Genomic DNA, 26968 nt, shown 5'->3' with positions numbered 1-26968 from the left:
AGAGTCCGAAAAGGAGTCGGCCTTCAAGCCGTACCAGGACAGGCTGGACTGGAAAGCCAAGGAGCGGATTCAGGCCGAGTTCGCCAGGGTTGATCGCAAGGCCCAGGAGGAAATGGACAGACGCGGGGACGATCACCTCGCCTGGCTGGACAGCGAGATGCTGGAGCACGCGCTCGACGTCTACGACCGTCATCAACCGGTCTGGGGCCAGGCGTTCGCGAGCCAGATTGCCCTGTGCCTGCTCGGCATGAACGAAAGCAGCAAGGGCGCAGCGAAGCTGGCGTCGTGGTGGTCGGACACCGACATCAGCAAACGCAATCTGGCCTGGCGTGCCTTGACGCGTAATAACATCGACATCGCAAGGGAAGCCCGGGCGGCATTTGCCACTGCAAAAGTCGCGGCCAACGACCTGACTGTCGATAACCTCGTCACCGAGCTGGGTGCTGCCAGTGCCTGGTTTCAGAGAGTCGTCGATCTTTTGATCAAGGTGGATGCAGCCGTTCAAATGGCGATCGTGGCTGGTGGCTCTCGCTGGTTCGATCCGCAGCGGCTCCCCCTGACGCTGTCGCTTTTCGCGTCCCTTCACGAATATATGCTGAAGCTACTACCGGTTAACGCGACGAACCGCCTGCTGTTGAGCCCGATGCTCGGTTTCGTGCATGCCATGCTGGGAGAGGTGACGACCCGTCTACGACTGAGCGAACTGGCGGCAGCCGGGCTGACGGCCAATCCCAACCGGGTTTCGGGTCAGGTGAATTCCCATATCGCCCGGGTTCGGGACTCCGTAATGCGGGAATTTCAGAACACTGGAAAGGGCATCTTTCACCAACTGCGTGGCGGCACACTGCTGGCGTTGCTCGAAGGCATCATTCTCGGCGTGAAGATCTCGAAAATGGACGAGGGTGAAAAGGAATACCTGGAGTTCAAGGCGGCACTCCTGATTACCACGGCTGCAACAGTCGAGCTGACGGCACTGGGGGTGCAAATGGTTGCGAACCGGTATGCGTCGACGGGGGTTTTGGGGCGTGGGAGTGCGGTCACGCTCGGGGGGTTGCGGTTGGTGGGGGGGAGTTTGGCGAGTGTTGGTGGGGCCATGCTTGCATATATTGACTTTGAAGATGGCAACAAGGCTTTTGATAAGAACTACAAAGTCCTTAGTGGCGCATACTTTGCCAGAAGCGTCGTGTCACTAGGCATCTCGATACTTGCGGGCGTGGCATCAATTTCCTCTACGGGGCCGTTATTGCGCCTTATATTCGGCCAAAATAGCAATTTGAAAATAATATCAGTAATAGAAGGTCTGGCCGGCTCTAGGTACGCGCCAATAATACTTAGGCTGATTGGTATTGGCAGCATAGTTACTTTGGGGATAAGCGTGGCGATGATTTATCTATATCCTGATGACATGGAAGAGTGGTGCTGGCATAGCTGTCTCAAGAAATGGAAATCGGGTGTCTTATTGAAGCCATTCAAAGACCAGGAAACAGAGTTGCAAAAGCTGTATGAAGCACTGGAGGCATTGACCTGAATGTATTGGATCGAATGGATGCTCTGGCACATACAGACATCGCCTCATGAAAGTGAGCAATGGCAAGATAAGCTGAGGAAGATTCAAACCGCTGAGCGTATGGGAAGAGGAATAGATAATTTTCCCGGAATTTCCTGTCGGGTAAGCGAAGCTCCATCTGGGGATGGATCGATTTATGAGTTTAATGAAAGGTATATCGAGCTCAATGCTGGGGAGTCACAAGAGCGCAGAGGGGTTGTCACCTACATCTCAATTGTTGTTGGCTATTTTCTTTTTAGATTTTTAAGCTTTACCATTTTTGTCAATGCAGTTTGGTTTACTGGCGTTCATTCCTCACTAAAAATCCCAGCAACAACGGGAGATTTTATTTTTGGGATTTTCATGGCGCTTCTAACAGGGGCGTTATTTTACGTAGTAATGAGGTATGTGCGCGTTTTCATCAGCCTCGAAAACTTCGTTCAACGCCGGATGCTGATCCGCTTCAATCGCGTAACGCGCCAAGTCTATTTGCACCGACCTCGATTCGCTGGTGGCGTGACCGTTTTTGCCTGGGAGCAGGTATCTGCCGAGGCCGTGGTGGGTGAAGAGGAATCAGCCAACATAGGCAGAAAGCTCATCCTGTCGTGGGGCCCCAGCATGCCCGATCTGCCTCATCTGCATGTTGTCTTCGTCGGCAAGCGCGCCGACGGAACCAGCGATATCGTCAACTTGTGGGAATTCATACGCCGCTATATGGAAGAGGGCCCGCAATCGGTGCCCGTACCGAAAAAAATGCTGAGCAAGGTGCCATGGCCGTGGCTATCAGTAATGGCGTCCTTGAGCTTTTTCAGGCCGCTGTGGCGTGCCGGTATGCGTTGGCAGGTCGCCTGCATTGTGGCGCTGACCTCTCCGGCTCTGGCATTGCATGCCGTAGGCCACTGGATATCGCTGCTGCTGTGCTGGGAGCCCCGCTGGCCGCGCATCATCCGAGAGGCCGGGCTGCCCGGAAAACCAGTTCCGCAACTATCTACCGCTGCTGACTGGCCATCACTGCCCAAAGTGGAGCCCGCCGGGAAAAAACCACGACGTGCCCGCAGACCCGCGAAGAGCGATGCGCAATCGGGCGAACAAGCGTCGCAAGAGGCAGGGCAGAGCACGCCAGAGTCTATGTCCGGCCTTGAGCCAGATGTTCATCGCCAGGAGTTGAAATGAGCCGACCTTTCATTGTTCTCGGCGACACCAGTAGCCATGGCGGCACGGTACAGACTGCAACCACCGGTTTCACCGCCAATGGCATTGCCGTGGCAGGGCATGGCGACACACTTGAGTGCCCCCTGCACGGGAGGGTTGCCATCGAGGCGGCAGGACGCGGGATGCGAGCCAATGGCAAGACACCCGCGCGAGACAGTGACACTGCTTCCTGCGGGGCCAACCTGATCGCTTCTCAGAAGGGCATCAGGTGGCAGGGATGATGGCTCTGCTCAGCGTCGGCCAAACATCAGCGCACCCGCACTTTTCCACGCTTCATGCTGATACTTGTTCAGGGCCGCAGGCGGGGTCAGGTCATGCTTCTTGCCTTGCGCGGTGATGGTCTGCGGCGACACCAGGTGCACTTCGCAGCCGTCCAGCAACTGCAGCAAGCCTTCCATCTTGAAGGTCACCGGGCCGCCGGCGAAGTCGCCTTTCTTGCCACGCTTCTTGATCGCCACGTGGGTGATGCCGTGCTCGTTCACGAAGGCCTGGACGCGGGCGGCGAACGCTTTGACCTGGGCGGCGTCTTCGTCGTCGTCCAGGGCAATTTTCTTGGTCGCGACGGGCTGGTGCAGCGGTAGGCCGCCGTCGAGGCTGGCGACGGCCAGCAGGGCTTCGCTGCCCTTGAGTTCGATACCGCAGATTTTCATGTCGTGCTCAATCGGAAGTGGGCAGGCCGAGGGACTGCAGATACTCGGAACGGTCATCGTTGCGCTGGGCGATGCAGGTGTTTTGCGCCGCCTCGAAGGCCTTGCCGGCGGGGATGTCGTAGGTTTCGACACGGCAGTCGGCATCGCGCAGTTGCTTCCAGATTGCCTCGGCATCGTTCAGGCGCTTGCTCAGCTCGGCGATTTTCGTGGCCTTGCCCGCGTATTGCTCCTTGATGCGGTCCTGCAGGTCGGCGAAGGCCGCCTCGAGTTCACGTTCGGAACTGGTGCGGCTGAAATGCGCGCACTCGTAGTTCTGCTGATCGGTCTCGACGTTGTCGCATGGCGTGCTTTCTTCTTCGCTGGCGTGGGCGCCAACGGCAAGGGTGGCCAGCATCAGCCAGACCATCGATTTCATCTGCGGCATCCTCCCAAAGGAACATGGGCAGGGATTCTCGCTCAGCGCCACGGCAAAGAACAGCGCCTCTCCATGAAGGTTTGCAGTTGTTGATAATGATTGTCGGCTTTCATGGGTATCGCCGGCGATTATGCCGGCGACTGCTGCGATGTACGGCTGTTCAGCCGCGCGGGCATCCCTCGAGCAAACCGTTACAGGTGTGCACCGTCGATCAGAGCGCCAGCCGCGCAATGAACTGGCTGGCGTTGCTGCCGAGCTTGTCCAGCACCGCTTCGCGCACCTGGCGGTAGACCCCGGTATTGAGCACGGCCAGTTGCGCCGAGCGGTACACCTGGACTTCGTGCTGTCGGTAGGTGAAAAACAGGATTTTGTAGCGCAGCGCGTTGTGCACGAACTGCATGCAGTTCAGCAGCATCGACACGTTGCCCTCCGCCGTTTGCGAGCACGGCAGGATCTGGAACATGCCCAGCCAGCCGTGGTCGCTGTGGTGCTCGAACAGCGCCAGGGCCTGCGGCTGTTTTTTCAGCGCCGCGAAGGTCTTCTTCAGCACCGGCGCGAAGCCGGCGCCGCCCACCGCGGACTCGATGATGTCGAGGGCCACTTGATCCATGGTGAAGGCATCGTGCTTGGGCACATAGTGCTCGATCGAGCTGTTGGAGACGGTCCAGCCCAGTTTGCCCAGCCCCTCGGTATAGAAGCGGAACCACGCTTCGCGCTGCTGCGTCTTGTCGAATGCCGCGCTCGCGGCCAGTTGCATGAGCAGCGTGCTGTTGAGCACATCTTCGCGGTTCTGCGGGCTCAAGCCGGAGACAAAGGACACCACGCTGTGCCCGGCAATGTTGGCGCTATCGCTGTCGGTAGCGGAAATGGCGCTGGCAGGAACTGTCTCGGCTTGCCGCAGCAGTGCGCCGGTATCCGGCAGCGACAGCGAGGCGATGAAATCGAGCGTTTGGTCAGGTTGGGTCATCACGAACTCCGTTGAAGTGGTCAGCGCCGCCGATACTGGCGGCAGCCCGACCCTTGCTGGCAGATGGACACCCTTCACGCCCGGCCTGCCTTTCCCGACCGGCTCGCGACGCTTTGTCGCGCTTTGACGCTTTCGGCAATTCCCCTGTCGTTTTTGCACCGGGGCGACAATCCCCCGAGGCATATGCTGGCTCCAATAGCGCCGGCAGACGATTCGGCGCGGGAATACCAAAAAAGGGGACTGCCTGATGAGCCCGGCCGAATTACACGCAGACAGCATCGTTATCGACGGGCTGATCATCGCCAAATGGAACCGCGAACTGTTCGAGGACATGCGCAAGGGTGGCCTGACCGCAGCCAACTGCACCGTGTCGGTATGGGAAGGCTTCAAGGCCACGGTCGACCAGATCGCCGCCAGCCAGAAGCTGATCCGCGAGAACGGCGATCTGGTCATGCCGGTGCGCACCACCGCTGACATCCGCAAGGCCAAGGAACTGGGCAAGACCGGCATCCTCTTCGGCTTCCAGAACGCCCACGCATTCGAAGACCAGATCGCCTACGTCGACGTGTTCAAGCAGTTGGGCGTGGGCATCGTGCAGATGTGCTACAACACCCAGAATCTGGTCGGCACCGGCTGCTATGAGCGTGACGGCGGGCTGTCGGGCTTCGGTCGCGAGATCGTCGCCGAGATGAACCGCGTCGGCATCATGTGCGACCTGTCCCACGTCGGCTCCAAGACTTCCGAGGAAGTCATCCTCGAATCGAAAAAACCGGTCTGCTATTCCCACTGCCTGCCTTCGGGCCTCAAGGAACACCCGCGCAACAAGTCTGACGCAGAACTGAAGTTCATCGCCGACCACGGCGGTTTCGTCGGCGTGACCATGTTCGCGCCCTTCCTGGCCAAGGGCATCGACTCGACCATCGACGACTACGCCGAAGCCATCGAATACACCATGAACATCGTCGGTGAAGACGCCATCGGCATCGGCACCGATTTCACCCAGGGCCACGGCCAGGACTTCTTCGAGTACCTGACCCACGACAAGGGCTATGCCCGTCGCCTGACCAACTTCGGCAAGATCATCAACCCGCTGGGCATCCGCACCGTGGGCGAGTTCCCCAACCTCACCGAGACCCTGCTCAAGCGCGGCCATTCCGAGCGCGTGGTGCGCAAGATCATGGGCGAAAACTGGGTCAACGTCCTGAAGGACGTTTGGGGCGAATAAGCCTCCGAACCATCTCTTCCGGCCCCCGCGACAGCGCGGGGGCAGCCAACCAAATTTTCTGGAGTTGAGTTTCCATGGCCAAGATCGCCCCGCAATTGCCAATCGAAGTCGACAGCGAGACCGGTGTCTGGACCAGTGACGCCCTGCCGATGCTCTACGTGCCACGGCATTTCTTCGTCAACAACCACATGGGTATCGAGGAAGTGCTGGGCGCTGAAGCCTACGCCGAGATCCTCTACAAGGCCGGCTACAAGTCCGCCTGGCACTGGTGCGAGAAAGAAGCCGAATGCCACGGCCTGGAAGGCGTGGCGGTGTTCGAGCACTACATGAAGCGCCTGTCCCAGCGCGGCTGGGGCCTGTTCAAGATCCAGGACATCGACCTGGAAACAGGCACCGCCAGCGTCAAGCTCGAGCACTCCGCGTTCGTCTACGTCTACGGCAAGGTCGGGCGCAAGGTCGACTACATGTTCACCGGCTGGTTCGCCGGGGCCATGGACCAGATCCTCGCCGCCCGCGGCAGTTCGATCCGCACCGTCGCCGAGCAGGTCTACGGCGGTTCTGAAGAAGGCCACGACGACGGCCTGTTCATCGTCAAGCCGTTGTAAGCCGGGGAGTCCGCGCCATGGCATTCGAAGCTATGTTCCAGCCGATCCAGATCGGCAAACTGACCATCCGCAACCGTGTGCTCAGCACCGCGCACGCCGAGGTGTATGCCACCGACGGCGGCATGACCACCGACCGCTATGTGAAGTACTACGAAGAGAAGGCCAAGGGCGGCATCGGCATGGCCATTTGCGGCGGCTCTTCAGTGGTTGCCATCGACAGCCCGCAGGAATGGTGGGCGTCGGTGAACCTGTCCACCGACCGCATCATCCCGCACTTCCAGAACCTCGCCGACGCCATGCACAAGCATGGCGCCAAGATCATGATCCAGATTACCCACATGGGCCGTCGCTCACGTTGGGACGGCTTCAACTGGCCGACCCTGATGTCGCCGTCGGGCATCCGTGAACCCGTGCACCGCGCCACCTGCAAGACCATCGAGCCGGAGGAAATCTGGCGGGTGATCGGCAACTACGCGCAAGCGGCGCGCCGCGCGAAGGCCGGCGGCCTCGACGGCGTGGAACTGTCGGCGGTGCACCAGCACATGATCGACCAGTTCTGGAGCCCGCGCGTCAACAAGCGTACCGACGAATGGGGCGGCACCTTCGAAGGCCGCATGAAGTTCGGCCTGGAAGTGCTCAAGGCGGTCCGCGCCGAGGTCGGCCCGGATTTCTGCGTGGGCATGCGCATCTGTGGTGACGAATTCCACCCCGATGGCCTCAGCCACGACGACATGAAGCAGATCGCCCAGTACTACGACGCCACCGGCATGCTGGACTTCTTCGGCGTGATCGGCTCGGGCTGCGACACCCACAACACCCTGGCCAACGTCATCCCGAACATGAGCTATCCGCCGGAGCCGTTCCTGCACCTGGCGGCGGGCATCAAGGAGGTGGTGAAGGTTCCGGTGCTGCACGCGCAGAACATCAAGGACCCGAACCAGGCCACGCGCATCCTCGAAGGCGGCTACGTCGACATGGTCGGCATGACCCGCGCGCACATCGCCGACCCGCACCTGATCGCCAAGATCAAGATGGGCCAGATCGACCAGATCAAACAGTGCGTCGGTGCCAACTACTGCATCGACCGCCAGTACCAGGGCCTGGATGTGCTGTGCATCCAGAACGCCGCGACCTCCCGTGAATACATGGGCGTGCCGCACATCATCGAGAAATCCACCGGGGCGAAACGCAAGGTGGTGATCGTCGGTGCCGGCCCGGCGGGCATGGAAGCGGCGCGGGTTGCCGCCGAGCGTGGCCACGACGTGACCCTGTTCGAGAAAAAAGACCAGATCGGCGGGCAGATCACCACTGCCTCCAAGGCGCCGCAGCGTGACCAGATCGCCGGCATCACCCGCTGGTATCAACTGGAACTGGCGCGGCTGAAAGTCGACCTGCGCCTGGGCACTGCGGCGGATGCCGACACCATCATGGACTTGCGCCCGGACATCGTGGTGCTGGCGGTGGGCGGCCATCCTTTCGTCGAGCAGAACGAACACTGGGGCGCCGCCGAAGGGCTGGTGGTCAGCAGTTGGGACGTGCTCGACGGCAAGGTCGCGCCGGGCAAGAACGTGCTGGTCTACGACACCATTTGCGAGTTCACCGGCATGTCGGTGGCCGACTTCCTCGCCGACAAGGGCAGCCAGGTCGAGATCGTCACCGACGACATCAAGCCGGGCGTGGCGATCGGCGGAACCTCGTTCCCCACCTACTACCGCAGCATGTACCCCAAGGAAGTGATCATGACCGGCGACCTGATGCTGGAAAAGGTCTACCGCGAGGGCGACAAGCTGGTGGCGGTCCTGGAGAACGAATACACCGGCGCCAAGGAAGAGCGGGTGGTCGACCAGGTGGTGATCGAGAACGGCGTGCGGCCTGACGAGGCGCTGTATTACGGGCTGAAAGAGGGTTCGCGGAACAAGGGCCAGATCGACGTCGAAGCCCTGTTCGCCATCCAGCCGCAGCCGATCCTCAGCCAGCCGGGCGAAGGCTATTTGCTGTACCGCATCGGCGACTGTGTGGCCCAGCGCAATACCCATGCGGCGATCTATGACGCCTTGCGGCTCTGCAAGGACTTCTGATCGGGCGCGGGAGCGGGCTGTTCGGGGGCCGCGTTGCGGCCCATCGCGAGCAAGCTCGCTCCTACAGATAATCGGTGCGCCGCAGTTCTTGCAGGAGCGAGCTTGCTCGCGATGAGGCCGGCCCCATGCAACCACTCCAGTGGGAGCTTCCCATGCTGAACGTTCTTCTTCCCATCCTGCTGTTCGCCGCGCTCGGCCTGGCCGTGCTCGGCGCCGTGCGGCGGGTGCGCATGTGGCGCCAGGGGCGACCGTCGAAGGTCAACCTGCTGGCCGGCCTGCTGGCCATGCCGCGGCGCTATCTGGTCGATCTCCACCATGTGGTGGAGCGCGACAAGTACATGTCGAAAACCCACGTGGCCACCGCCGGGGGCTTCGTCCTGTCTGCCGTGCTGGCCATCGTCGTGCACGGTTTCGGCCTGCATAACCAGATCCTCGGCTACGCGCTGCTGGCCGCCACCGTGGTGATGTTCTGCGGTGCGCTGTTCGTCTTCAAACGCCGGCTCAATCCGCCGTCGCGCCTGTCGAAAGGCCCGTGGATGCGCCTGCCGAAAAGCCTGCTGGTGTTCTCCACCACCTTCTTCATCGCCACCCTGCCGGTGGCCGGCATCCTGCCGGAAGGTTTCGGCGGCTGGTTCGTCGTTGCCCTGCTCGGGCTGGGCGTGGTCTGGGGCGTGTCCGAGCTGTTCTTCGGCATGACCTGGGGCGGCCCGATGAAGCACGCCTTCGCCGGCGCCCTGCACCTGGCCTGGCACCGCCGTGCCGAACGCTTCGGCGGCGGTCGCTCCACCGGCCTCAAGCCGCTGGACCTGGAAGACCGCAGCGCGCCGCTCGGCGTGGAAAAACCCAAGGACTTCACCTGGAACCAGTTGCTCGGCTTCGACGCCTGCGTGCAATGCGGCAAGTGCGAGGCCATGTGCCCGGCCTTCGCCGCCGGCCAGCCGCTGAACCCGAAAAAGCTCATCCAGGACATGGTCATCGGCCTGGCCGGTGGCACCGACGCGCAGTTCGCCGGCAGCCCTTATCCGGGCAAACCCATCGGCGAGCACGGCGGCAACCCGCACCAGCCGATCGTCAACGGCCTGGTGGACGCCGAGACGCTGTGGTCCTGCACCACCTGCCGCGCCTGCGTCGAGGAATGCCCGATGATGATCGAGCACGTCGATGCCATCGTCGACATGCGCCGTCACCTGACTCTGGAAAAAGGCGCCACGCCGAACAAGGGCGCCGAAGTGCTGGACAACCTGATCGCCACCGACAACCCCGGCGGCTTCAACCCCGGCGGGCGGATGAACTGGGCCGCCGACCTCAACCTCACGCTGCTGTCCGAGGTGAAGAGCACCGACGTGCTGTTCTGGGTCGGCGACGGCGCCTTCGACATGCGCAACCAGCGCACCCTGCGCGCGCTGGTCAAGGTGCTCAAGGCCGCCAACGTGGACTTCGCCGTGCTCGGCCTGGAAGAGCGCGACAGCGGTGACGTGGCCCGCCGCCTGGGCGACGAGGCGACCTTCCAGCAACTGGCCAGACGCAATATCCAGACGATGGGCAAGTACCGTTTCCAGCGCATCGTCACCTGCGACCCACATAGCTTCCATGTGTTGAAAAACGAATACGGCGCGTTCGGCGGCGACTATCAGGTGCAGCACCACAGCACCTACATCGCCGAACTGCTCGCCGCCGGCAAACTCAACCTCGATGCGCACAAAGGCGGCAGCGTGACGTATCACGACCCGTGCTACCTCGGCCGCTACAACGGCGAATACGAGGCGCCGCGCCAGGTGCTGCGCGCCCTCGGCATCGAGGTCAAGGAAATGGAACGTTCCGGCTTCCGCTCGCGCTGCTGCGGCGGCGGCGGCGGCGCGCCGATCACCGACATTCCCGGCAAACAGCGGATCCCCGACATGCGCATGGACGACATCCGCGAGACCGGCGCTGAAGTGGTGGCGGTGGGTTGTCCACAATGCACCGCGATGCTCGAAGGCGTGGTCGAGCCTCGTCCGCTGATCAAGGACCTGGCCGAACTGGTGGCCGACGCCCTGGTGGAAACCGAGGCGCCGAGCAAACCGGCCGTGAACAAACGTGAACCCGCGGAGGTGCACTGATGAGCGACATTATCCGCCGCGACCCCCGCGCCGAATGGATCGCCCGTAACCGCCTGCACCCGCTGCACGCGGCCATGCAGGTGCAACAAACCACCTGGATGGGGCCCAACGGCGTCATCCGCAAGAATCCCCATGCGCTGGGCTTTATCGGCCCCAACGGTCTCAAGCGGATCGACCGCAGCGGCGCTCAGCAGGGCGGCACCAGCGGCAAACGCAGCGCCGCCGCCGAAGTACAGTTGCCGCTGCACCAGGTGCCGGCGCCGGCGTTCTACATCGCCGTGGTCCCGGACATGGTCGGCGGCCGCCTGAGCAGCCACGACCGCGACCTGCTCGGCCTGGCCCACAGCCTCGCCGGCAGCGACGGCGCGGTGCTGGCGGTGGTGTTCGGCGAGCACAAGGAGAGCAACTTCACCGGCAACGGCGTCGATCGCCTGCTGGTCATCGACGGCGACGAATTCCAGGGTTATGCACCGGAGCAACGAATCCAGGGCCTGCGGGCTGTGGATAACCAGCTCGGCCCCCGGCATTGGCTGCTGCCGGACAGCCGCACCGGCGGCGGCGAACTGGGCCGGCGCTTTGCCGCGGCCTTGGGCGAACGCCCGGCCACGCGGGTCTGGCAGGTCAAGGACGGCGTGTGCAGTGGCCGCGCCGGTGCCGGCCAGCAGGACCTGGTGCGTGCGCTGCCGCGGCTGATCCTGGCGTCGGCCGAATGCGCGGAGCCGGTCAGCGAAACCCGTCACGAAGCCCTGCCGGTGGAGTTGTCCACAGGCGTGGCGCGCAGCCTGTCGCGCATCGAAGACCTCGGCCCAGTGGCCGTGGACCCGGCGGCGATTGCCATGGCCGAGGCCGAATTCATCGTTTCGGGCGGCAACGGCGTCAAGGACTGGGCGCTGTTCCACCGCGCCACGGTCGCGCTCGGCGCCACCGAAGGCGCCTCGCGGGTGGCGGTGGACGACGGCTTCATGCCGCGCAACCGCCAGGTCGGCGCCACCGGCACCTGGGTCACCGCGCGGGTTTATGTGGCGGTGGGCATTTCCGGGGCGATCCAGCACCTGCAAGGCATCGGCGCTTGCGACAAGGTGGTGGCCATCAACATGGACCCGGGCTGCGACATGATCAAACGTGCCGATCTATCAGTGATCGGCGACAGCGCGGCAATCCTCCAGGCGCTGATCGAGGCTGTGGAAAACTTCCGCAACGGCACGCAACGCGACGCGGCATAAGGGCAGGGGACAGTTATGAACACGAAGGTCATCAGCCTGGTTTCGGTCGGCGCCCACCCCCTCTCGGGACGCAGCCGCCGCGCCGAACAGGACGCCCGCGCCGTGGAACTGGGCCTGCAACTGGCAGGCGAAGGCTTGCAGGTGCTGCATGCCGGCGACCCGCACGAAGACGCCTTGCGCGCTTATCTGGGCATGGGCCTGGCGCAACTGGAGGTGCTCGAACAGCCCGCTGGCGCTGACGTGCTCGGCGTGTTGGGCGATTACTTGCGCGATGCCGGTGCACAACTGGTGCTCACCGGCAGTCAGGCAGAAACCGGCGAAGGTTCGGGCATGCTCCCGTACCTGTTGGCTGAGCGCCTGGGCTGGCCGCTGGTGGTGGGCTTGGCCGAGGTGGAATCCATCGACAACGGCACCGCCCAGGTGCTGCAGGCGTTGCCGCGTGGTCAGCGGCGCCGGCTCAAAGTGCGCCTGCCGTTTCTCGCCTCTGTGGATAACGCTGCGCCCAAACCCCGGCAGACTGCATTCGGCCCGGCTCGGCGGGGTGTGTTGGCGGCGCGTGAAGTGGCGATTGTCGAGGACGAACTGCTCGCCAGTGCCGAACTGCAACCGGCCAAACCCCGGCCCAAGCGGCTCAAGGTGATCAAGGCGAAGAGCGGCGCCGACCGCATGAAAGCCGCGACGGCCAAGGCCAGCGGGGGCGGCGGGCAGGTGCTCAAGGATGTCAGCCCGCAGGCGGGGGCCGAGGCGATCCTCAAGTTGTTGGTGGAAGAGGGCGTGCTGCGCTGACGGGTTGTGCACAGAGACTGTTGGCCTGGCTGTGGATAAAGTGTTTGCTATCGGCTGGACGCCTTGCGGGGCGTGGCTTTCAGAGTTTTGATCGAATTTTGATCAATTTTCTGCTGCGGGCAGGCAGTGCGCGATCGCGAGCAAGCTCGCTCCTACAATGCCCTGTAGGAGCGAGCTTGCTCGCGATTCGGCCCCCCCAAAAATACGTGGGTGGTACGTCTCGGCCCTGTTGAATCCTCTCGCAGACAAAAACCAGCACTTGCCCACAATCCTTGTTGGCGCTTCTGTGGATAAACTGTTCGGCCTCTAGATAAATCCTTTAAATACAATAACTTGTCGTTTTTGATCAAAAAACAACCAAACCCCGCCTTTCTCTCTCCGAATCCCCGTTAAAGCCCCAAAAACCGCAGCGTTGGTGAGTTATCCACTCCTGCCCCTCAGGCGGGAAAAGTTCCACACAATCTCTGTTGGCCTGCTTGTGGATAAGGTGTTCGCCAACCGCTACACGCCTTGAATTCAAAGGCTTGTAGCGTTTTGATCAAAAAACGACCAAATCACGCCTGTGAACAAAATCCAGCACAAACGCAGTTTTCCACAGCGGTTGCCCACAATTGCTGTGGGTCGTCCTGTGGATAAAGTGTTTGCGAAGAGCGTTCTTCCTAATGAATACGGGCGTTTTTTATGGGTGTTCAAAAAACAACCAGCGAATGCGGGGCTGCTACCTGATAAATCTGTCAGTAGCGGCGCAGTCGTGGATGGGGTTAGCGTGGCGCCATAGGGTTCAACGGCGTCGGGGATCTTGTCATGGCTGCCCACAAAACCGTTCAAACGTGCTTGCTGGCAACCGATGCCAAACAAACGCCCCTCGCCGAATTCGCTGGCGCGGCACTCCAGCGTGTGAGCTACAGCCCCTATGGCCATCAGAGCGCCAGCGCGCCGCTGGCAAGCGGTACCGGCTTCAATGGTCAGCTCAGGGAGCCGCAGGGCTGGTATCACCTGGGCAACGGGCACCGGATTTACAACCCGGTGCTGAGGCGTTTTCACAGCCCTGACCATTTGAGCCCATTCAGCGACGGTGGATTGAACCTTTATAGCTATTGCCTCGGCGACCCGATCAACTACACCGACCCTACCGGGCGGGCCGTGAACTGGCTGGGAAGAAACCCGTTCCACAGCCTGTTATTGAACGTGAGCTTGCTGGTGGCCAACGTCGTGGCCTCTGTCCTCGTGCCACCTGCCGGCCTCGCCTTGTGGTCAGCGCGTCTCAGTATGGTCGGGGCGACCACGGGTACCGTGGGGGCCAGTATGCAGTTGGGCGGAGCTGAAGCGGGCAAAGCGGTCTCGATTGTCGGCACCTTCGTGTCGATGGCAGGGGTTGCCATGCGCGCGGGGATTGGTGCTCAAACGCTTTACCAGACCCGTGCCACTCTACGGCCGGATCTTGGCAATCGACTGAAAAACATGTTCTTGGGTGGTTACAAGGCGCCTCCTGCTCCTTCGGTGGTTCAGCCGGTTGCCTCACCACCAGCCTCACCCCCCATCTCACCCGGTTCGGCTATCAGTCGCCCCCTTTCTCCCGGCTCGTTCAATTCGCTTTCGAGCCATGCAAGCACGGTGAAGCACGTGCCGGTCACGCCGTCGGATGTAAGCCCTGGCAGCTTTACCTCTAACGGATTGTCAGAGACGACCTCCTCAATCAGGACGAGTATCCGCACATGGGTAATCTAGATTTTGATTCGCGCCGGACTCTCCTTCTTGCCGTTGACCGTAGTCAAAGCGTATTGGCCGAAAGAGCGCCCGACGGCACCCGCTGCATTGCTTACAGCCCTTATGGCAGCCAGCAGGCAGGCGTTCAGGCGCAATCGCACCTCGGTTTCAACGGCGAACTGCGGGAGCGACCACAAGGCTGGTATCACCTGGGCAATGGCCACCGGATCTACAACCCGGTGCTGATGCGCTTTCACAGCCCGGACCGGCTCAGCCCGTTTGCCGAGGGTGGTTTGAATCCGTATGCCTATTGCCTTGGCGATCCGATGAATTACGTCGATCCGACCGGCCGTGCCGCTAGCTGGGAGCACATTCTGACGGGCGTGACCATCGCGATGGGGTTGGTGCTGGGGGCTAAAGCGGTGTTCATCCCGAAGATCGCGAAGATGGCGACCAAGAGAAAGATTGACCGGTTGATGAGGTACTTCACGGCCAAGCCGCCGATTCTCGGTTCTTCCCTGGGCGGCCTTGACCGCATCAATGCCTTGATCGGGATCGGCGGTGCGCCTCTGGGCTTTGCAGGGGTCGGTCTGGGGTCAAATGAACATCCTTCGGAGGGCATGCAAGCGCTCTCGACAGCGCTCATGAGCGTCAGCGCTGTCCTGGGCGTGCAACAGATCCTCGGGCGGGCGCTGGTGCAGCTCTATCCGGTCGTTCCCAAGTCGCCAGGCCTGGCGACGGCAGCCAGGTGGATTCATGGCAAGCACAAAGTGAAGGCGGCTGAAGGTGGTAACGCCATACGTGCAATAGCGGAAGGCGTAACGGTCTCTGGACCGAGCGGGGTAGCACGTTCCGGTTATAAGGCTCCCCCCCCCAGTGTGAGCACCACGCCGTTACCCCCTCTCCCAGAGCCATTTAACCGTAATGGCACTTATCGCCAGGCCAGGCGCAGTCGTGACCAAGAGACAAGGCTGTGACAAGGGCCATGCCTCGACGGTGACCGAAGACACCGCGGGGCCAGCCCTCGTCGTTCCCGTGTTACACCGAAACATCCTTCAAATAAGGCGCCGGCTCAGCCCCCAGGTTCGCCAGCACGCGCTGGCTGTACCAGTCGATGAAGTTCACCACGCCAAACTCGTAGGTCTTCGAGTACGGCCCCGGCTGGTAGGCGGTGGAGTTGATGCCGCGCTGGTTTTCTTCGGCCAGGCGACGGTCCTGGTCGTTGGTGGCGTCCCACACTTCGCGCATGCGTTGCGGGTCGTAGTCCACGCCCTCGACGGCGTCCTTGTGCACCAGCCACTTGGTGGTGACCTTGGTTTCCTGGGCGCTGATCGGCCACACGGTGAAGACGATCATGTGATCGCCCATGCAGTGGTTCCACGAATGCGGCAGGTGCAGGATGCGCATCGAGCCGAGGTCGGGGTTCTGGATGCGGCCCATGAGTTTCTGGCAGGCCTGTTTGCCGTCCATGGTCATGGACACGGTGCCTTTGAGCAGCGGCATGCGCACGATGCGGTTACGCAGGCCATGGCTCTTGTGCAGGTACGGAATTTTCTCGGCGTCCCAGGCGGCGGCGGAAGCGGCCACGTGGTCCTTGAACGACTGGGTGGCACGCGGGTCGTTGGTGTCGTCCCACTCCAGCAGGGTGTTGAGCAGTTCCGGGTGCGAACCGCTGCAGTGGTAGCACTCGCGGTTGTTTTCCAGCACCAGTTTCCAGTTGGCCTTTTCCATCAGGGTGGTCTGCACCGCCACCTTGGTGTTCTCCATGTCGTACGGTTCCATGTAGTGCGCCAGGGTGGCGAGGAACTCGTCGATGGCCGGCGGGTTTTGCGCCAGGCTGATGAAGATGTAGCCGCCGGCGACCTTCACATGCACGGGCTTGAGCCCGTACTGCTTCATGTCGAAGTCGGTGCCCATCTCGGTGCCGGCGAACAGCAGGCGGCCGTCCAGCTCATAAGTCCACTGGTGGTACGGGCAGACCAGCTTCGCCACCTTGCCCTTTTCACTGGTGCACAGGCGCGAGCCACGGTGCCGGCAGACGTTGTGGAAAGCGTGGACCTGACCCTCGGCGCCGCGCACCACCATGATCGGGTTCTTGCCGATTTCCAGGGTGAGGAAGTTGCCCTTGGCCGGGATCTCGCAGGTCATGCCGGCGATCAGCCATTCCTTGTGGAAGATCTCCTGCATGTCGATCTGGAACACGCGCTCGTCGGTATAGAACGGTTGTGGCAGAGAGTAGGTGCGCTCGCGTTTCTGCAGCATCTCGGCGGTGGCCTTGCGTGCGGGTTCCAGCGGGTCGCCCAGGCTCAGGGTGGTGGTAGCGTCCATCGTGTCGGTCCTCATGGCCTGTTCGGCCGGCGAAAGTGGCTAATCGTTGTTATGCGACGCAAGGCAATGACGGCGGGATCATTTGCGACGGAGTGTGCGTCCGGGCACGCCACGAACCATATCCATGGGCGACATGGCCGAATCCGTTTCCGACGAGCAAGCCCTTGCCGCTGGGGGCTGGTCGCGATAAGCACGCCGATGTCGTGAATGGGTAAGTGGGATGCTCGCGGCTTGCGCATTATCTTCGCCATAGAGCCGCAGTCGGCCGTGGAGACGAAGAGCATGTCCAATCCCTTTCTGAATCCGGTGACCACCCAGACCTGGGCCAACGGTCGCCACATCGTGCGTTGCGTCAAAGTGATCCAGGAAACCTGGGACGTACGCACCTTCTGCTTCATGGCCGACCAGCCGATCCTGTTCTTCTTCAAGCCGGGCCAGTTCGTCACCCTGGAGCTGGAAATCGAAGGCCAGCCGGTGATGCGTTCCTACACCATCTCCAGCTCGCCGTCGGTGCCCTACAGTTTCTCGGTCACCATCAAGCGCGTGCCTGGCGGCAAGGTTTCCAACTACCTGCACGACACCCTGCACGAAGGCCAGGAGCTGGCGGTGCACGGGCCGGTCGGGCTGTTCAACGCCATCGACTTCCCCAGCCCGAAAGTGCTCTACCTCAGCGGTGGCGTCGGCATCACCCCGGTGATGTCCATGGCCCGCTGGTTCTACGACACCAACGCCAATGTCGACATGGTCTTCGTCCACAGCGCCCGCTCGCCGAAAGACATCATTTACCACCGCGAGCTGGAGCACATGGCGTCGCGGATCGACAACTTCAGCCTGCACATCATTTGCGAGAAGCATGGCCTGGGCGAACCCTGGGCCGGCTATCGCGGCTACCTGAACCACAAGCTGATGGAACTGATCGCCCCGGACTTCATGGAGCGCGAGATCTTCTGCTGCGGCCCGACGCCATACATGACCGCGGTCAAGCGCCTGCTTGAAGCCGCCGGCTACGACATGCGCCGGTATCACGAGGAATCGTTCGGCGCGACCCCGCCGGAAGCCAAGGCCGACGCGGTGGAGCATGCTGAACAGGCCGCCGAAGCGGCGGAAGAAGTGGAAGCCAGCGACCTGCACCTGGTGGAGTTCACCGCCACCGGCAAGAGCAGCCGCATCGCCCCCGGCGAGACGGTGCACGCCGCGGCGGCGAAAGTCGGGTTGATGATTCCCAAGGCCTGCGGCATGGGCATCTGCGGCACCTGCAAGGTGCTCAAGCTGGGCGGCGAAGTGGAGATGGAGCACAACGGCGGCATCACCGACGAGGACGTGGCCGAGGGCTACATCCTGTCGTGCTGCAGCGTGCCGAAAGGGGATGTGCGGATCGAGTATTGAGGTCCGGCGTCACGAATGGAGCTGGCGCTCGATCCACAACGCCAGCAACGCAAAGCCCGCGAGCGCCATCCCGCGGGCTTTTTCATTCAAGCGCCAACTCGCCAGCACCGCGTAGGAATGGGTCGCCATGGAAGCGACCATCGCCAGCGCACCCAGCAGCACCGCCAGGCTGCCCAGTCCCGGATAGAACCGCTCGCCCACCAGGCGCAGGCTGACCACGGTATCCACCGCCGGAATGGCCGAGGCCATCAGCGCGCCCAGCGACATCAGCCAGAGCCCCGGCAGTGCGATGCCGGGGTAATGCGGCGTGCCTTTGCTGGCGAGCGGCGTGAGGCTGATCGGCCAGAGCGCCGCCGCTACCGCCTGAATCGCGAACGCCGACCAGGAGAACTGCAACTGACGCTGCGCCGTGTCCGCTTCCAGCAACAACACCGCGCCCATCGTCAGCAGGCCGAACACCAACGCCAGCAACGGCGCGAGGACGGCCTGCACGCGGTACAGCAACCCCGGGCCGATAAACCCGATCAGCGTCGCCAGCATCAATGCCATGGCCTGCCAGTTGATGGGCGTGCCGGGCAGCAGGTGAATCGCCACGCGGAAGAGGGTTTCCAGGTTCAGCACATGGAGCAGCAGGGCGATCGGCAGCAGCAGGATCGCGCTGCGCAAGGACCGGCACAGGACGGGAACGAGACTGCCGAGCAACACGGCGGGGATGATCGCCAGCAGCGATTGCCAGAGCGACAGGCCTTGCAGCGGACCGAGAAAGCCGATCGCGAGGGGCACGGGCAGGAAGTGGGTGGAGAACCAGAAGGAGGCGGTCTGACAGGGTGCGCGATGCGTGCTGTCGGAAGATTCTTGGAGCAGGCTGGCTTGAGCCTTGTTCATGGGCGATCCGGCGTTCGGAGGAGGTCTGGACGCCGAGAGGTTAGGGACTGGTCGGAATGTTCACAGGGGGAAATTGCATCAAATCATGCGAGGGGAGAAGGGGCGGATGACGGCGGAATCAGGGGTTTCCGGGGGATTTAGGCGGGATTTGTAGGAAGGGGGATTGTTGCGGTGTGGTGGTCGCGTTGTTGGGTGTAGGTGAAGTAGGTCAGGGCGGAATGTTGTAGGTGGATTCGTGGTGGTGCCGTCCAGATTGCGGGTGGCGTGGTTCTACAGGGATGTGCGAAGCCTTCAGGGGCGGCGTACCGCCCCGAAGGCCAGGATCAGATCCTGAAGCGTCCCACCAGGTTGTTCAGGTCCACCGCCAGGCGCGACAGCTCGGCGCTGGCTGCGCTGGTCTGGTGTGCACCAGTGGCCGATTGCACCGACAGGTCGTTGATGTTCACCAGATTGCGGTCCACTTCGCGGGCGACCTGGGCCTGCTCTTCGGCGGCGCTGGCGATCACCAGGTTGCGCTCATTGATCTGCGCCACCGCGCCGGTGATGGTTTCCAGCGCCATGCCGGCGCCACGGGCGATGCTCAAGGTCGACTCGGCGCGCTCGGTGCTGTTGCGCATCGAGCTGACGGCCTGTTCGGTGCCGCCCTGGATGCTGCCGATCATCCGCTCGATCTCGGCGGTGGACTGCTGGGTACGGTGGGCGAGGGCGCGGACTTCATCGGCGACCACCGCGAAACCACGGCCGGCTTCACCGGCACGCGCCGCTTCGATGGCCGCGTTGAGGGCCAGCAGGTTGGTCTGGTCGGCCAGGCCGCGGATCACGTCCAGCACCTTGCCGATATCGCGGGATTGTTCGGCCAGGTTGCCCACCAGCACCGAGGTGCTCTGCACATCGTTGCTCATGCGCTCGATGGCGCTGACGGTTTCCATGACCAGGTCACGGCCGTCGCCGGCGGAGCGGGTGGCTTCCTGCGACGCTTCGGAGGTGCTCACCGCGTTGCGCGCCACTTCCTCGACGGCGCTGGTCATCTCGGTCACCGCGGTAGCCGCCTGCTCGATTTCGTTGTTCTGCTGTTGCAGGCCGCGGGCGCTTTCCTCGGTGACGCTGTTCAGCTCTTCAGCCGCCGACGCCAGTTGCGTGGCCGAGCCGGAAATCTGCTGCAGGGTGTCGCGCAACTGTTCCTGCATCTGCGCGATGGCGCGTTGCAGGCGTGCCGCCTCGTCTTTGCCCTCCGGGTGGATGACGTGGGTCAGGTTGCCTTCGGCAATCTTCTCGGCCACGCCCAGCACGTCTTCAATCGGCTTGACGATGCTGCGGGTCAGCAGCACGGCGCAGAGGAAGGTCAGCACCGTCGCGGCGACCAGCAGGGCGATCACCAGACTGAAGGCCATTTCGTACTGGTCGGTGGCGGCCTGGTTGAAGTCGCGGGTCTGCTCGGTGTTGATCTTGATCAGCTTGTCCAGGAGCGCGGTGACCTGCTCCATGTTCTGCAGCAGCTCGCGGTTGATCATGTCGCGCAGGGCCGGCAGGTCGCCGCTCTGCGACAACTGGCGCATGCGGGTTTCGAGTTGGCGGTACTGGCCGAGCACCTGCACGTACTGGTTGTACGTGGCGCGCTCTTCATCGGCGGCAATCAGCGGCTCGTAGATCTTGCGCTGGGCATCGATCTGCTCGTTGCGCTGGTCGAGTTGGGTGAGGGTGGTCTGCAGCAGGTCCGGCTCGCGGTTGATCATCAGGCGGTAGGACAGGGTACGCAGGCGCAGGGTCATCAGGCTGATCTGGTCCAGGCTCTTGATGCTCGGCACCGTGACGCTTTCGATGTTCGCGCCGGCCTCGCGGATCTTGCTCATCTGGTTGAGGGCAAAGATGCCCAGGGTCAGCATCAGCGCGCCGATCAGCGCGAACCCCAGCAGTGCTCGCGGGGCAATATTCATGTTGCGTAGGGACATGGGTCGGATCCGAGTCAAGAGGGGACGCGATCCATGCGCCTGTTTTGGAGGAGTACCACTTGCCTATCGGTAAACGCGCGCTGGACTTGAGGCTTTGTCCGACAAAATATGAGCCGCCTATCGTGTTTCATGTAGGCGTTGTCCGACCAAATGCGGGAACCGGATGACCTATATCAGGTCAATGTGCACCAACGCGGGGCTCTGGCCCCGATATCTCTGGCGGGCATGTCGAGATTTCTTTATCGTGTGCGCCCCCCGCAACCACCCCCGAGAAGGCAATCATGTTGGACACCACTCTGAGTCAACTGGAACAACTGGTCGGCGAGCTGCTGCAAAAGAATCAGCAACTGGCCGAGCGCAATGCACAACTGGACACCGAGCTGAGCCAGGCCAAGGACGAGAACGAAAGCCTGCAACTGAGCCTGATGGAACAGGAAGACAAGAACGGCGCCACCACCGCACGCCTGCAGGCGCTGATCGAGCGTGCCAGCGCGGGTGCTGTTAGCGCATGAACGAGACCGCGCAGACGATCAATGTCGTCTCGATCATGGGCAACGACTACTCGATCAAGGCCCCCGAAGGCCAGGAGCACGTGCTCCACGAGGCGGTCCGGATGCTCAAGGCTTCCCTGGCCGATACCAAGCGCAATTACCCGTCGCTGATCGGTGACAAGTTGCTGGTTCTCGCGGCCCTGAACCTGTGCTCGCGACAGATCGAACTGCAGCAGTCGCACCAGCAGGCCCTCGACCGTTATCAAGAGCAAGTCAGCGCCACGGTCGACGCCATCTCCCAGGCCATCGTCAACAGTTGATCGCCTTGTGTGGGAGCGTTCCGGCTCCCACACCTACATCCCTTTCCCTCGTTTTTTTCAGCCAGACCTTACATTCGTGAGGGGCATTGTGCTGCTCGTATGGAATTATTGGATACCAATGTGTATACAATTGGCCTGTCATTTGCAGTACAGGTCTTATTTCTCCGAGGGAACTCCATGCACTTCTGGCGGCGCAGTATCCAGTGGCAACTGATCACAAGCATGGGCGCAGCCCTGTTGGTGAGCATTCTGATCGTGGTCGGTATCTACACGGTGGCGGTCAACCGGTTGACCGAGCGTTACCTGGTCGACACGGCATTGCCGGCCAGCATTGAGGCGATTCGTAACGACATCGAGCGGATGCTCAGCCGGCCCCTGACCGCGGCCGCCGACATTGCCCACAACACCTATCTGCGCGACTGGCTCGCCGCTGGCGAGGAGCCTGCCGGGGCGCCGGCAGTGGTCGAGTACCTGGAAATCATGCGCGAGAAGAACCAGGCCTTCACGTCGGTGTTCGTCTCTACCGACACCAACCACTACTACAACGAGAAGGGCCTGGACCGGACCCTGAGTCGCAACAATCCGGCAGATAAATGGTTCTTCGGATTCGTCGACAGTGGCAACAATCGCATGCTCAACATCGATACCGATGGCGCCACCGGTGAGCTGGCGCTGTTCATCGACTACCGGATCGAGAAGGCCGGCAAGCTGGTGGGCATCGGCGGGCTTGGCCTGCGCATGACCGAGATGTCCGAGCTGATCCACAACTTCAGCTTCGGCGAGCGCGGGCGGGTGATGCTGGTGCGCGGCGACGGCCTGATCCAGGTGCATCCGCAGAACGAGCATGGCGGCAAGCGGCAGTTGTCCGAGCAGATCGGCGAGGCCGCGGCGCAGGCGATCCTGGCGAAAACCGATGGCTTGCAGAGCAGCCGCTTCGAGCGTGACGGCGAGCGCTACCTGGCCTTGAGCCTGCCGCTGCGCGACCTGAACTGGCGTCTGGTGGCCGAGGTGCCGGAGTCGCAGATTTACGGACAGATGCATGACGCGGTCTGGCTTACCTCATTGATCGGCGGCGCCGTTGCCTTGCTCTCGCTGCTGTTGGTGGTGCTGCTGGCGCGGGGCATCGCGCGTCCGATTCGCCAGGTGACCGACGCGCTGATCGCCATTGGCGATGGCGGCGGCGACCTCAGCCACCGCCTCGACGAAAGCCGCCGCGACGAACTGGGCGATCTGGCCCGGGGCTTCAACCGCTTCCTCGATGGCCAGCGCAACCTGATCGGCGAAGTCCTGCGCACCAGCGAGCAGTTGCGCAAGGCGGTCGGGCAGGTGATCCATGTGGTGGTCAGCACCGCTGATCGCTCGCTCAAGCAGCAGGAAATGACCGAAATGGTCGCCACTGCCGTTCACCAGATGGGCCTGACCGTACAGGAAATCGCGCAGAACGCCGGCGAAGCGGCGCACGCCTCGCAGACAGCCCGCGACGAAGCCTTGCAGGCGCGAGACGTGGTGCAGCGCTCGATTGCGCATATCGAAGGGATGTCCGGCGAGATCGGCACGGCGGCGGATGCGGTGAGTGAACTGGCCGAGGAAGTGGCGTCCATCGACAAGGTGCTGGCGGTGATCCGCAGCATTTCCGAACAGACCAACCTGCTGGCGCTCAATGCCGCCATCGAGGCGGCGCGGGCCGGGGAAATGGGTCGTGGCTTTGCTGTGGTGGCGGATGAAGTCCGCACCCTGGCGCAGCGCACCCAGGTTTCGACCGGGGAAATCCAGCAGATGATCCAGCGCCTCAAACAAGGCACCGGCACCGCGGTGGCCTCGATGCATGCCGGGCAGACGGCGACGGGCACGGGGGTCGAGTCGAGTCAGCTCACGGGTGATTCATTGACCACCATCACCGGCCAGGTGGAGCGCATCAGCGACATGAACCTGCAGGTGGCGACGGCGACCGAAGAACAGTCGGCGGTGACCGAGGAGATCAACCGCAACGTGCAGGGGATTTCCGATCTGGCGCGGACGACGGCGACGGAAGTGGAGGCGTGCCGGAAGGATTGCGAGGCGTTGCAGCGGTTGGCCGATGATCTGGCCAAGCAGATGGGTGGGTTCAGGCTCTAGATTGCAGGGGCCCTTCGCGACGATCCGTCGCGAAGGGCTGCACATCATCAGACGCCCATCACCGCCCGAATATCCGCCGCCAACTCCCGCACCCGCGCTTCTTCGGTATCCCACGAGCACATGAACCGCGCCCCGCCGCTGCCGATGAAGGTGTAGAACCGCCAGCCTTTATTACGCAGCTTTTCCAGCGCCGGCTCCGGCATCTGCAGGAATACGCCGTTGGCTTCCACCGGGAACATCAGTTCGACCCCCGGCACGTCCGCCACGAGGCTGCTGAGCAATTGCGCGCAGTGGTTGGCGTGGACGCCGTGGCGCAGCCAGGCGCCGTTTTCCAGCAGGCCGACCCACGGCGCCGACAGGAAGCGCATTTTCGACGCCAGTTGCCCGGCCTGTTTGCAGCGGTAGTCGAAGTCTTCGGCCAGCTTGTGGTTGAAGAACAGGATCGCCTCACCGACCGCCATGCCGTTCTTGGTACCGCCGAAACAGAGCACGTCGATCCCGGCTTTCCAGGTCAGCTCGGCCGGCGAGCAGCCGAGGAAGGCGCAAGCGTTGGCGAAGCGCGCGCCGTCCATGTGCAGGTTCAGGCCCAGTTCCTTGCAGGTTTCGCTGATCGCCTTGAGTTCTTCGGGGCGGTACACGCTGCCGACTTCGGTGGCCTGGGTGATGGTCACCACGCGTGGCTTAGGGTAGTGGATGTCCTGGCGCTTGAGCGCCACTTCGCGGATCGATTCCGGGGTCAGCTTGCCGTTCTCGCTGCGCGCGGTGAGCAGCTTGGAGCCGTTGGAAAAGAACTCCGGCGCGCCGCATTCGTCGGTCTCGACGTGGGCGGTCTCGGAGCAGATCACGCTGTGGTAGCTCTGGCACAACGACGACAGCGCCAGCGAGTTGGCCGCGGTGCCGTTGAAGGCGAAGAACACCTCGCAGTCGGTTTCGAACAACTGGCGGAAATGGTCGGAAGCGCGGGCCGTCCACTGGTCGTCGCCGTAGGCGCGTTCATGGCCGTGATTGGCCTTTTCCATGGCGGCCCAGGCCTCGGGGCAGATCCCGGAATAGTTGTCGCTGGCGAATTGTTGGCTTTGTTCTGTCATGGCGCGAGTCCTGTGAGCGAGGCAGGGGAGCACTCTAATGCATCGATTAAGCAGTTGCCTATACAACCTGATTCTTGTGTCGTTTTTGGTGGGCTCATCGCGAGCAAGCTCGCTCCTACATTGGTTGCAACGTGCCATGGTCTGACAGAGAGGTGTTGCCCGCCCTTGGCGCCTGGCGATGAATCGCGGGGAGGCTGTTGAAGTTAACTCGATACCGCTTCGTACAAACAAGGCGTTCAACTATGGCCTGACAGGCATAGGTACGTTGCAACCAATGTAGGAGCGAGCTTGTCGGGGCGCCGAACCGTCGCGATGCGCCGCGCGGGCGGCGCTCGGTCTTGAGAGCGCTAGAAAATTTCCGGCATGCGCCTGGTGGCCATCACTCGGTCTTTTGACAAACGCCTTCCAGCCTCCATATGACCGAAAGATGTGTAGATACCCATGCAGCGATGAGGCCCCAAGCCGCACGACTATCGCAAACAAGACAAAACAATGTCGTAAACGCACCTTTCCGTGGCGTGCGCAGGCATCTGGCCTGCGGGGCCCGGCCATACCATCGCTGCAAAGGATGCCGTCAATGCCACGGCGCCCGCCTACACGACCTATGCCGCTGCCGGGAGAGATGCGATGTTCAGCAAGCAAGACCAGATTCAAGGTTATGACGATGCACTGCTGGCGGCGATGAATGCCGAAGAGCAACGTCAGGAAGATCACATCGAGCTGATCGCTTCCGAAAACTACACCAGCAAGCGGGTGATGCAGGCCCAGGGCAGCGGCCTGACCAACAAGTACGCCGAGGGCTATCCGGGCAAGCGCTACTACGGCGGTTGCGAACACGTCGACAAGGTCGAGGCGCTGGCCATCGAGCGCGCCAAGCAACTGTTCGGCGCCGACTACGCCAACGTCCAGCCGCACTCCGGTTCTTCCGCCAACAGCGCCGTCTACCTGGCCCTGTTGCAGGCCGGCGACACCATTCTCGGCATGAGCCTGGCCCACGGCGGTCACCTGACCCACGGCGCCAAAGTGTCGTCCTCGGGCAAGCTGTACAACGCCGTTCAATACGGCATCGACACCAACACCGGCCTGATCGATTACGACGAAGTCGAGCGCCTGGCCGTCGAGCACAAGCCGAAGATGATCGTTGCCGGCTTCTCTGCTTACTCCAAGACCCTCGATTTCCCGCGCTTCCGCGCCATCGCCGACAAGGTCGGTGCGCTGCTGTTCGTCGACATGGCCCACGTCGCTGGCCTGGTTGCCGCCGGCCTGTACCCGAACCCGCTGCCGTTCGCCGACGTGGTCACCACCACCACCCACAAGACCCTGCGCGGTCCGCGTGGTGGCCTGATCCTGGCCAAGGCCAACGAAGAGATCGAGAAAAAGCTCAACGCCGCAGTGTTCCCCGGCGCGCAAGGCGGCCCGCTGATGCACGTCATCGCCGGCAAGGCCGTGTGCTTCAAGGAAGCGCAGGAGCCTGGCTTCAAGACCTACCAACAACAGGTCATCGATAACGCCCAGGCCATGGCTGGCGTGTTCATCGCGCGTGGCTACGATGTAGTGTCCGGCGGCACCGATAACCACCTGTTCCTGGTCAGCCTGATCCGTCAGGGCCTGACCGGCAAAGAGGCCGATGCCGCCCTTGGCCGCGCCCATATCACCGTCAACAAGAACGCCGTGCCGAACGACCCGCAATCGCCGTTCGTGACCTCGGGCCTGCGTATCGGCACCCCGGCCGTCACCACCCGCGGCTTCAAGGTCGCCCAGTGTGTGGAACTGGCTGGCTGGATCTGCGACATCCTCGACAACCTCGGCGACGCCGATGTGGAAGCCGATGTGGCGCGCAACGTGTCGGCACTGTGTGCGGACTTCCCGGTTTACCGCTGAGTGGAGTAACAG

23 protein-coding genes and 2 pseudogenes are annotated in these 26968 nt (G+C 62.4%); 17 read left to right on the top strand and 8 right to left on the bottom strand.

Going from position 1 to position 26968, the window contains the following annotated elements:
- The 3 genes from NTD88_RS17980 to NTD88_RS17970 all read left to right on the top strand — a co-directional run.
- The coding region (locus tag NTD88_RS17980; protein ID WP_262154997.1) for a T6SS effector BTH_I2691 family protein at nucleotides 1-1528 on the top strand (1528 nt) is incomplete at its 5' end.
- The gene (locus NTD88_RS17975; protein ID WP_262154998.1) at nucleotides 1529-2719 is read left to right on the top strand and encodes a DUF6708 domain-containing protein; all 1191 of its coding nucleotides are present in this window, start codon (nucleotides 1529-1531) and stop codon (nucleotides 2717-2719) included.
- Nucleotides 2716-2979 carry a PAAR domain-containing protein gene (locus tag NTD88_RS17970; RefSeq protein ID WP_262128912.1) on the top strand — a complete coding sequence of 88 codons (264 nt, stop codon included), beginning with the start codon at nucleotides 2716-2718 and terminating at the stop codon, nucleotides 2977-2979. The genes NTD88_RS17975 and NTD88_RS17970 overlap by 4 nt, the downstream gene beginning before the upstream one ends.
- A 9-nt stretch (nucleotides 2980-2988) precedes the next feature.
- Here NTD88_RS17970 and NTD88_RS17965 read toward each other — a convergent pair whose 3' ends face one another.
- The 3 genes from NTD88_RS17965 to NTD88_RS17955 form a co-directional block, all read right to left on the bottom strand.
- Nucleotides 2989-3408: a DUF3010 family protein gene (locus NTD88_RS17965; protein ID WP_095156251.1), complete on the bottom strand. Its 420-nt coding sequence runs from the start codon at nucleotides 3406-3408 to the stop codon at nucleotides 2989-2991.
- A gap of 7 nt (nucleotides 3409-3415) precedes the next feature.
- Nucleotides 3416-3823 carry a lysozyme inhibitor LprI family protein gene (locus tag NTD88_RS17960; RefSeq protein ID WP_095156250.1) on the bottom strand — a complete coding sequence of 136 codons (408 nt, stop codon included), beginning with the start codon at nucleotides 3821-3823 and terminating at the stop codon, nucleotides 3416-3418.
- A 211-nt stretch (nucleotides 3824-4034) separates the two neighbouring features.
- Nucleotides 4035-4790 (bottom strand): hypothetical protein, encoded by a 756-nt coding sequence (locus NTD88_RS17955; protein ID WP_262154999.1) that lies wholly within the window; start codon nucleotides 4788-4790, stop codon nucleotides 4035-4037.
- A gap of 247 nt (nucleotides 4791-5037) precedes the next feature.
- Between NTD88_RS17955 and NTD88_RS17950 the strand changes: the two genes are divergently transcribed.
- From NTD88_RS17950 to NTD88_RS17915, 8 genes are all read left to right on the top strand, one after another.
- Nucleotides 5038-6015 (top strand): dipeptidase, encoded by a 978-nt coding sequence (locus NTD88_RS17950; protein WP_095156248.1) that lies wholly within the window; start codon nucleotides 5038-5040, stop codon nucleotides 6013-6015.
- A 74-nt stretch (nucleotides 6016-6089) separates the two neighbouring features.
- Nucleotides 6090-6620, top strand: a complete 531-nt coding sequence (locus NTD88_RS17945) for a DUF5943 domain-containing protein (RefSeq protein ID WP_095156247.1) — start codon at nucleotides 6090-6092, stop codon at nucleotides 6618-6620.
- Nucleotides 6621-6637: 17 nt separating this feature from the next.
- Nucleotides 6638-8698 carry a dimethylglycine demethylation protein DgcA gene (gene dgcA, locus NTD88_RS17940; RefSeq protein ID WP_262155000.1) on the top strand — a complete coding sequence of 687 codons (2061 nt, stop codon included), beginning with the start codon at nucleotides 6638-6640 and terminating at the stop codon, nucleotides 8696-8698.
- 152 nt (nucleotides 8699-8850) lie between these two features.
- A complete protein-coding gene (gene dgcB, locus NTD88_RS17935) occupies nucleotides 8851-10797 on the top strand; it encodes a dimethylglycine demethylation protein DgcB (protein WP_262155001.1) in 1947 nt (648 codons plus the stop codon).
- Nucleotides 10797-12020 carry an electron transfer flavoprotein subunit alpha/FixB family protein gene (locus tag NTD88_RS17930; protein WP_262155002.1) on the top strand — a complete coding sequence of 408 codons (1224 nt, stop codon included), beginning with the start codon at nucleotides 10797-10799 and terminating at the stop codon, nucleotides 12018-12020. The genes dgcB and NTD88_RS17930 overlap by 1 nt, the downstream gene beginning before the upstream one ends.
- A gap of 15 nt (nucleotides 12021-12035) precedes the next feature.
- The gene (locus NTD88_RS17925; RefSeq protein ID WP_262155003.1) at nucleotides 12036-12806 is read left to right on the top strand and encodes an electron transfer flavoprotein subunit beta; all 771 of its coding nucleotides are present in this window, start codon (nucleotides 12036-12038) and stop codon (nucleotides 12804-12806) included.
- Between the two features lie 804 nt (nucleotides 12807-13610).
- The gene (locus NTD88_RS17920; protein ID WP_262156393.1) at nucleotides 13611-14534 is read left to right on the top strand and encodes an RHS repeat-associated core domain-containing protein; all 924 of its coding nucleotides are present in this window, start codon (nucleotides 13611-13613) and stop codon (nucleotides 14532-14534) included.
- Nucleotides 14522-15490, top strand: a complete 969-nt coding sequence (locus NTD88_RS17915) for an RHS repeat-associated core domain-containing protein (RefSeq protein ID WP_262156394.1) — start codon at nucleotides 14522-14524, stop codon at nucleotides 15488-15490. Before NTD88_RS17920 ends, NTD88_RS17915 begins: the two co-directional genes overlap by 13 nt.
- Nucleotides 15491-15551: 61 nt before the next feature.
- On the opposite strand, the gene gbcA is transcribed toward NTD88_RS17915, so the two are convergent.
- Nucleotides 15552-16841 carry a glycine-betaine demethylase subunit GbcA gene (gene gbcA / locus NTD88_RS17910; RefSeq protein ID WP_095156240.1) on the bottom strand — a complete coding sequence of 430 codons (1290 nt, stop codon included), beginning with the start codon at nucleotides 16839-16841 and terminating at the stop codon, nucleotides 15552-15554.
- Between the two features lie 282 nt (nucleotides 16842-17123).
- On the opposite strand from gbcA, the gene gbcB reads away from it, so the two are divergent.
- On the top strand, nucleotides 17124-18227 hold the full coding sequence (gene gbcB, locus NTD88_RS17905; RefSeq protein ID WP_262156395.1) for a glycine-betaine demethylase subunit GbcB: 1104 nt from the start codon (nucleotides 17124-17126) through the stop codon (nucleotides 18225-18227).
- A 9-nt stretch (nucleotides 18228-18236) separates the two neighbouring features.
- On the opposite strand, the gene NTD88_RS17900 is transcribed toward gbcB, so the two are convergent.
- The 3 genes and pseudogenes from NTD88_RS17900 to NTD88_RS29290 all read right to left on the bottom strand — a co-directional run.
- Entirely contained in the window at nucleotides 18237-19112 is an 876-nt protein-coding gene (locus NTD88_RS17900; RefSeq protein WP_262156396.1) for a hypothetical protein, read from the bottom strand.
- A 323-nt stretch (nucleotides 19113-19435) separates the two neighbouring features.
- Complete coding sequence (locus NTD88_RS29295; RefSeq protein WP_371864292.1) at nucleotides 19436-20299, bottom strand: methyl-accepting chemotaxis protein; 864 nt, start codon at nucleotides 20297-20299, stop codon at nucleotides 19436-19438.
- Nucleotides 20291-21046 (bottom strand): annotated as a pseudogene (locus NTD88_RS29290) (MCP four helix bundle domain-containing protein); the annotation flags it as partial. The pseudogene NTD88_RS29290 and the gene NTD88_RS29295, both read right to left, overlap by 9 nt.
- A 296-nt stretch (nucleotides 21047-21342) precedes the next feature.
- Between NTD88_RS29290 and NTD88_RS17890 the strand changes: the two are divergent.
- From NTD88_RS17890 to NTD88_RS29280, 4 genes and pseudogenes are all read left to right on the top strand, one after another.
- Complete coding sequence (locus NTD88_RS17890; protein WP_095156236.1) at nucleotides 21343-21573, top strand: hypothetical protein; 231 nt, start codon at nucleotides 21343-21345, stop codon at nucleotides 21571-21573.
- On the top strand, nucleotides 21570-21872 hold the full coding sequence (locus NTD88_RS17885) for a cell division protein ZapA (RefSeq protein WP_095156235.1): 303 nt from the start codon (nucleotides 21570-21572) through the stop codon (nucleotides 21870-21872). Before NTD88_RS17890 ends, NTD88_RS17885 begins: the two co-directional genes overlap by 4 nt.
- A 99-nt stretch (nucleotides 21873-21971) precedes the next feature.
- A pseudogene (locus tag NTD88_RS29285) lies at nucleotides 21972-23120 on the top strand (cache domain-containing protein); the annotation flags it as partial.
- A 129-nt stretch (nucleotides 23121-23249) separates the two neighbouring features.
- Entirely contained in the window at nucleotides 23250-23987 is a 738-nt protein-coding gene (locus NTD88_RS29280; protein WP_410017289.1) for a methyl-accepting chemotaxis protein, read from the top strand.
- 47 nt (nucleotides 23988-24034) lie between these two features.
- Here the strand turns inward: NTD88_RS29280 and NTD88_RS17875 are convergent, their stop codons facing one another.
- Nucleotides 24035-25075, bottom strand: a complete 1041-nt coding sequence (locus NTD88_RS17875) for a low specificity L-threonine aldolase (RefSeq protein ID WP_095156233.1) — start codon at nucleotides 25073-25075, stop codon at nucleotides 24035-24037.
- A 627-nt stretch (nucleotides 25076-25702) separates the two neighbouring features.
- Here NTD88_RS17875 and glyA point away from each other — a divergent pair.
- Nucleotides 25703-26956, top strand: coding sequence for a serine hydroxymethyltransferase (glyA, locus tag NTD88_RS17870; RefSeq protein WP_262156398.1), 1254 nt, complete (start codon nucleotides 25703-25705; stop codon nucleotides 26954-26956).
- Nucleotides 26957-26968: the final 12 nt, after the last annotated feature.

The organism is Pseudomonas sp. 20P_3.2_Bac5 (genome assembly GCF_025466035.1).
Lineage (GTDB): Bacteria > Pseudomonadota > Gammaproteobacteria > Pseudomonadales > Pseudomonadaceae > Aquipseudomonas.
The sequence above is the reverse complement of the archived record's forward strand: the minus strand, read 5'-3'. Positions and strand labels throughout refer to the sequence as shown.

What these genes read in the sequence shown, in the direction of transcription:
- dgcB (WP_262155001.1), top strand. Translation starts at nt 8,851, where the DNA reads ATGCTGAACGTTCTTCTTCCCATCCTGCTGTTCGCCGCGCTCGGCCTG.
- NTD88_RS17945 (WP_095156247.1), top strand. Translation starts at nt 6,090, where the DNA reads ATGGCCAAGATCGCCCCGCAATTGCCAATCGAAGTCGACAGCGAGACC.
- dgcA (WP_262155000.1), top strand. Translation starts at nt 6,638, where the DNA reads ATGGCATTCGAAGCTATGTTCCAGCCGATCCAGATCGGCAAACTGACC.
- NTD88_RS17965 (WP_095156251.1), bottom strand. Translation starts at nt 3,408, where the DNA reads ATGAAAATCTGCGGTATCGAACTCAAGGGCAGCGAAGCCCTGCTGGCC.
- NTD88_RS17915 (WP_262156394.1), top strand. Translation starts at nt 14,522, where the DNA reads ATGGGTAATCTAGATTTTGATTCGCGCCGGACTCTCCTTCTTGCCGTT.
- NTD88_RS17900 (WP_262156396.1), bottom strand. Translation starts at nt 19,112, where the DNA reads ATGAACAAGGCTCAAGCCAGCCTGCTCCAAGAATCTTCCGACAGCACG.
- NTD88_RS17950 (WP_095156248.1), top strand. Translation starts at nt 5,038, where the DNA reads ATGAGCCCGGCCGAATTACACGCAGACAGCATCGTTATCGACGGGCTG.
- NTD88_RS17955 (WP_262154999.1), bottom strand. Translation starts at nt 4,790, where the DNA reads ATGACCCAACCTGACCAAACGCTCGATTTCATCGCCTCGCTGTCGCTG.
- NTD88_RS17925 (WP_262155003.1), top strand. Translation starts at nt 12,036, where the DNA reads ATGAACACGAAGGTCATCAGCCTGGTTTCGGTCGGCGCCCACCCCCTC.
- NTD88_RS17970 (WP_262128912.1), top strand. Translation starts at nt 2,716, where the DNA reads ATGAGCCGACCTTTCATTGTTCTCGGCGACACCAGTAGCCATGGCGGC.
- NTD88_RS17930 (WP_262155002.1), top strand. Translation starts at nt 10,797, where the DNA reads ATGAGCGACATTATCCGCCGCGACCCCCGCGCCGAATGGATCGCCCGT.
- glyA (WP_262156398.1), top strand. Translation starts at nt 25,703, where the DNA reads ATGTTCAGCAAGCAAGACCAGATTCAAGGTTATGACGATGCACTGCTG.
- gbcA (WP_095156240.1), bottom strand. Translation starts at nt 16,841, where the DNA reads ATGGACGCTACCACCACCCTGAGCCTGGGCGACCCGCTGGAACCCGCA.
- NTD88_RS29280 (WP_410017289.1), top strand. Translation starts at nt 23,250, where the DNA reads ATGACCGAAATGGTCGCCACTGCCGTTCACCAGATGGGCCTGACCGTA.
- NTD88_RS17920 (WP_262156393.1), top strand. Translation starts at nt 13,611, where the DNA reads ATGGCTGCCCACAAAACCGTTCAAACGTGCTTGCTGGCAACCGATGCC.
- NTD88_RS17885 (WP_095156235.1), top strand. Translation starts at nt 21,570, where the DNA reads ATGAACGAGACCGCGCAGACGATCAATGTCGTCTCGATCATGGGCAAC.
- NTD88_RS17975 (WP_262154998.1), top strand. Translation starts at nt 1,529, where the DNA reads ATGTATTGGATCGAATGGATGCTCTGGCACATACAGACATCGCCTCAT.
- NTD88_RS17890 (WP_095156236.1), top strand. Translation starts at nt 21,343, where the DNA reads ATGTTGGACACCACTCTGAGTCAACTGGAACAACTGGTCGGCGAGCTG.
- NTD88_RS17960 (WP_095156250.1), bottom strand. Translation starts at nt 3,823, where the DNA reads ATGAAATCGATGGTCTGGCTGATGCTGGCCACCCTTGCCGTTGGCGCC.
- gbcB (WP_262156395.1), top strand. Translation starts at nt 17,124, where the DNA reads ATGTCCAATCCCTTTCTGAATCCGGTGACCACCCAGACCTGGGCCAAC.
- NTD88_RS29295 (WP_371864292.1), bottom strand. Translation starts at nt 20,299, where the DNA reads ATGCAGGAACAGTTGCGCGACACCCTGCAGCAGATTTCCGGCTCGGCC.
- NTD88_RS17875 (WP_095156233.1), bottom strand. Translation starts at nt 25,075, where the DNA reads ATGACAGAACAAAGCCAACAATTCGCCAGCGACAACTATTCCGGGATC.